The sequence below is a fragment of the Bacteroides sp. OF04-15BH genome (assembly GCF_003477995.1).
Classification (GTDB): domain Bacteria; phylum Bacteroidota; class Bacteroidia; order Bacteroidales; family Bacteroidaceae; genus Paraprevotella.
Genome location: NZ_QUEM01000065.1, coordinates 1 through 3740, shown reverse-complemented (window position 1 = coordinate 3740; position 3740 = coordinate 1). Strand labels below are relative to the sequence as shown.

2 protein-coding genes and 3 pseudogenes are annotated in these 3740 nt (G+C 42.5%); 2 read left to right on the top strand and 3 right to left on the bottom strand.

Going from position 1 to position 3740, the window contains the following annotated elements; genetic code table 11:
• Both DXA74_RS15440 and DXA74_RS15430 read left to right on the top strand, forming a co-directional pair.
• Positions 1-668 (top strand): annotated as a pseudogene (locus tag DXA74_RS15440) (type IV secretion protein Rhs); the annotation flags it as partial.
• 279 nt (positions 669-947) lie between these two features.
• A pseudogene (locus DXA74_RS15430) lies at positions 948-1049 on the top strand (RteC protein); the annotation flags it as partial.
• Positions 1050-1104: 55 nt separating this feature from the next.
• On the opposite strand, the gene DXA74_RS15425 reads toward DXA74_RS15430, so the two are convergent.
• From DXA74_RS15425 to DXA74_RS15415, 3 genes and pseudogenes are all read right to left on the bottom strand, one after another.
• Positions 1105-2220: a HigA family addiction module antitoxin gene (locus tag DXA74_RS15425; protein ID WP_118529019.1), complete on the bottom strand. Its 1116-nt coding sequence runs from the start codon at positions 2218-2220 to the stop codon at positions 1105-1107.
• Positions 2213-2533: a type II toxin-antitoxin system RelE/ParE family toxin gene (locus tag DXA74_RS15420; RefSeq protein WP_025867317.1), complete on the bottom strand. Its 321-nt coding sequence runs from the start codon at positions 2531-2533 to the stop codon at positions 2213-2215. The genes DXA74_RS15425 and DXA74_RS15420 overlap by 8 nt, the downstream gene beginning before the upstream one ends.
• A gap of 174 nt (positions 2534-2707) precedes the next feature.
• Positions 2708-3628: pseudogene (locus tag DXA74_RS15415) on the bottom strand (TraM recognition domain-containing protein); the annotation flags it as partial.
• Between the last annotated feature and the right edge of the window lie 112 nt (positions 3629-3740).

The window sequence follows — 3740 nt, the reverse complement described above, 5'->3', positions numbered from 1 at the left end:
ACACCTACGATCCACAGCGTCGCAGATTGCAGAACCTCACGGTGAATAGTGGTGGCAACACCATTATGGATAACGCTTACACTTACGATGCGGTGAGCAATGTGCTCAGCGTGGTAAACGGTGCGTCAGTCCCACAGAGTGGCAAGGCTGGCGGACAGATGGCGCATACCTATACATACGATGCCCTCTACCGTCTTGTCAGCGCAACTGGTACATATACAGGTGCGGACAACAAGACCGCAAGTTATACTCTTGCGATGGGCTATGACAATATGCACCGTATCACTTCGAAGCGTCAGATTCTCACGCAGAACAATGTGCAGTTCAATGGTACATTGAATGCTGGCTATGACCTAACCTATACATACGGAACAGATACTGGCAAGAAGTCCCAACTTGCAAAAGTGAAGGATGTGAACTACCGAACGGAGGAGACACCTTCAGAAAGCAAGAATGTGAACAACAATCATGCTTATGAGTATGATGCCAACGGTAATCTTGTCTATGTCAATACAAGCCGTACAAAGAAGGATGGCATGGCTGACGAGAAGACCGCAGAGCGTAAACTCAAATGGGATGAGGAGAACCGTCTCCTTGCTTCTGATGACAATGGCTTCGTGACCAACTATTGGTATGATGCAGACGGTGAGCGTACGGTGAAGACATCAGATGTTAGAACATATTCTGTAATCAAGAAAATGGGAAATAATATGATTAATTTTGACGATATACACGAGCAAGAGCAATAAAATTGTTGTTGGTCGTGATGCCCGCATCTCTGGCGAGTTATTTCATCGAGAGAAATAGAGCTGTTTTGGGCAACAACAGAAAGTCCATCAGTCTCACTACCTGCATACTGGATGCGGCGTGGGTCTGAACCATAAGAGTCGAAGTCACCAATCTTGGAAACGACTCGCTGACTACCTATATAGATATGCTTTGTATAGCGACATTCATCTTGTAGTCGCACCTATTTTCTGGACAAGATGCAGGAGAAGTTGAATGAGAAAATGCGGAGGGATGATGAATTGGAGAGAATGAGGAGATGAAAATGCAAAGCACCATTGGTTATGAAATGTGTAACCAATGGTGCTTTGTGAATCGTTATAGAATTTTCGCTTCAAAGAAATTCTTTATCTTGTATATACCTATATCATGCTTATAGCGTCCGAACAGAAGTTGTGGATTGACATTGTGTTTGTCTGCTTCTGTCTGAATATATGGTGCTATTTTATAAGGTACAACATCACGAGTCCTTGCCATGAACTTTTTCCACTCCGCATTTGGTAGGGTCGCATTTAAAGCAAACTCGTCAGCCTCAGACTCCTCGATGTTCTTCTTGTCCTCCATGAGATTAATCATTGCCTTACCATTTTGGGTAAGGTGCTTGAATACATGACCGACCTCATGTAAAGTGGTGAAAGCAAAATTGTCAATGGAAGCTATTCTCTCAGTGATGACAATCGTTGGTGTATCTCCTATCCAAAAGGACATTCCATCAACAGGAACTTGCCCAACCTTATTGACTACAAGAAAACGAATGCCATACTTGTTAAGAACCTCTTGGGTTTTGTTCACCGTATTCTTGTTTTCTTTAAACACATTGTTCAGCTCTCTTGCCAGCATCTCTGTATCTGCCCCCTTGTCAAATGTGCATAAAGTTGAATCATCATTTTTAGAGAGATGATAGCAATAATATTTCCAAGACAGAATGTCCACGGGATTGGTTTTCACCTTTTCTGACTTGCGGTAATAAGAAAGTTCCATTTCTTCTGCCTTCAAACCAAAGAAATCATCCAAGTTATCCACGGAAAAGACCTCGAAGATGCGTTTTACATCCTCGATGATATTTCCTCTAACGATACCGGCTTTTCTGAAAAAGGGAATTGATACTTGGTCTTTGAGTACATTCCAAATCTCAAGCATTTTAGTCTGCAACACAACCCTTTCGCTCTGTTTGGCGCAATCCAATTCGTATTGCGTCTGGATGTTCATGAGATATGTCGCAGAAATGCCGAGAGCGTTTTCCAACAACAATGCCATTTCAGGTGTCAGAGAACGTTTACCTTTTATGACATCATTCAGAATGGATTTCTGTATGCCAGTGAGTTCGGACAATTCGCTCTGCTTCATATTACGAGCAGACAATTCGTCCTTAATCACCTCGCCCACATGAGTTGCCTCAAATGGAACTGCCTGATTGAAACTAAACTTAGTCATAATGATGTGATATTTCAATTAATTCTATTTCGGTAATGATAATACTGCCATCGGCAGGAGAGCTTTGGAAAATCAATCGCCAGACATCATTGCATCTTACGGATTCTTGATCTTTTCTGTCTCCGTGCAATCTTTCGTAGCGCAAGCCATGATCACGCATAATGTCTTCAATTCTTGTTGCAGCTCTCATTTTGTTGACAGCCTTAACATAACCCTTGATTGCGGCTATAGGAAGTCTTTTATACTTCTTGTCAGATGTCTTTCCATTTTCGAACAGTTCCAACAAAGCCTCGTCTTCACTTGTTATGTTCATATATTATTCAGCCATGTTATTTTTATTTGTGTGCAAAGTTACGATAAATATTTTGATTATCAAAATTGATAACTAATTATTAGCTATATTATAATCATTTTTAACTATTATTCTTGGCACTCGCGGAAAAAGCAATAGCACAAACCTATTTATATTCAACTGTAAAAAGCGCATTTATGCCTTCTGTATCAAGTGCTTCAAGTTCTCATCGTTGGCGATACGCCCCAGCTCATCCTTGACTATCTGCTTGACATCCTCCTTGACTTGGTTGTAGTTGTCCTGTATGGTCTGCTCCATACAGTCGTTGCCATCCGCATCCAAGAAATCGTTGATGATGGGGAGTTTCTGATAACGACTTTCCTCCCGTTTCACCTTTTCGGTATCAACTACTATCTCGGCATGGAATATCTTCTGCTCGATACGCTCGTTGAAGTTATCGGAAACAGAGCCGACAAACATTCCTTGGGTGAGTCCGCTAATCTTGCTCGGCGGAATGTGACTGTCCATCTGGGTATTGATGGATGTAGAAACATCCTGACGGTTGATGGAAATAGACTGGCGCTTTTGGAGTACTTTTCCAAAACGCTCGGATAAAGTCTTAGCGGTCTCGCCAACGACCTGACCGCTGAAGATGTTACCTACCGTATTGATAACCACCTTTGCCTCCTTGTCTCCATAATCACGAACCAATTGCGAGAAATCTTGGAAGCCCAAGCAGACGGCAACCTTGTTGCTTCGTGCCGTAGCAATCAGGTTATCCAATCCCTTGAAATAGATGTTCGGCAACTCGTCAATGATAACGGATGATTTGAGTTGTCCCTTCTTGTTGATGAGTTTTACTATGCGGCTGTTGTACAAGCCGTGTGCAGCACCATAAATGTTCTGACGGTCGGGATTGTTGCCGACACATAGAATTTTCGGTTCTTCGGGATTGTTGATGTCGAGTGTAAACTCGCTTGCGGACATCACCCGGTAGAGTTGTGGTGAGATCATTCGTGACTGCGGAATCTTTGCGCTTGCAATCTGTCCTGCCAACTGCTCCATTGCCCCACCTTGCCAGGCGTCCATGAATGGAGAAAGATAGTTCTCTAATTCTTATTGTTGTTGATGACGACTCTACCATCAGTTCATATATACCTTTTCGACACAAGCATATCTTGTTTTCGTTTGTACCCCGAGTGTGTACAGTTTCAAACCATGATTTACA

Excerpts from the sequence above, each read along its gene's own strand:
- DXA74_RS15425 (WP_118529019.1), bottom strand. The coding sequence starts at position 2,220 with ATGACTAAGTTTAGTTTCAATCAGGCAGTTCCATTTGAGGCAACTCAT.
- DXA74_RS15420 (WP_025867317.1), bottom strand. The coding sequence starts at position 2,533 with ATGAACATAACAAGTGAAGACGAGGCTTTGTTGGAACTGTTCGAAAAT.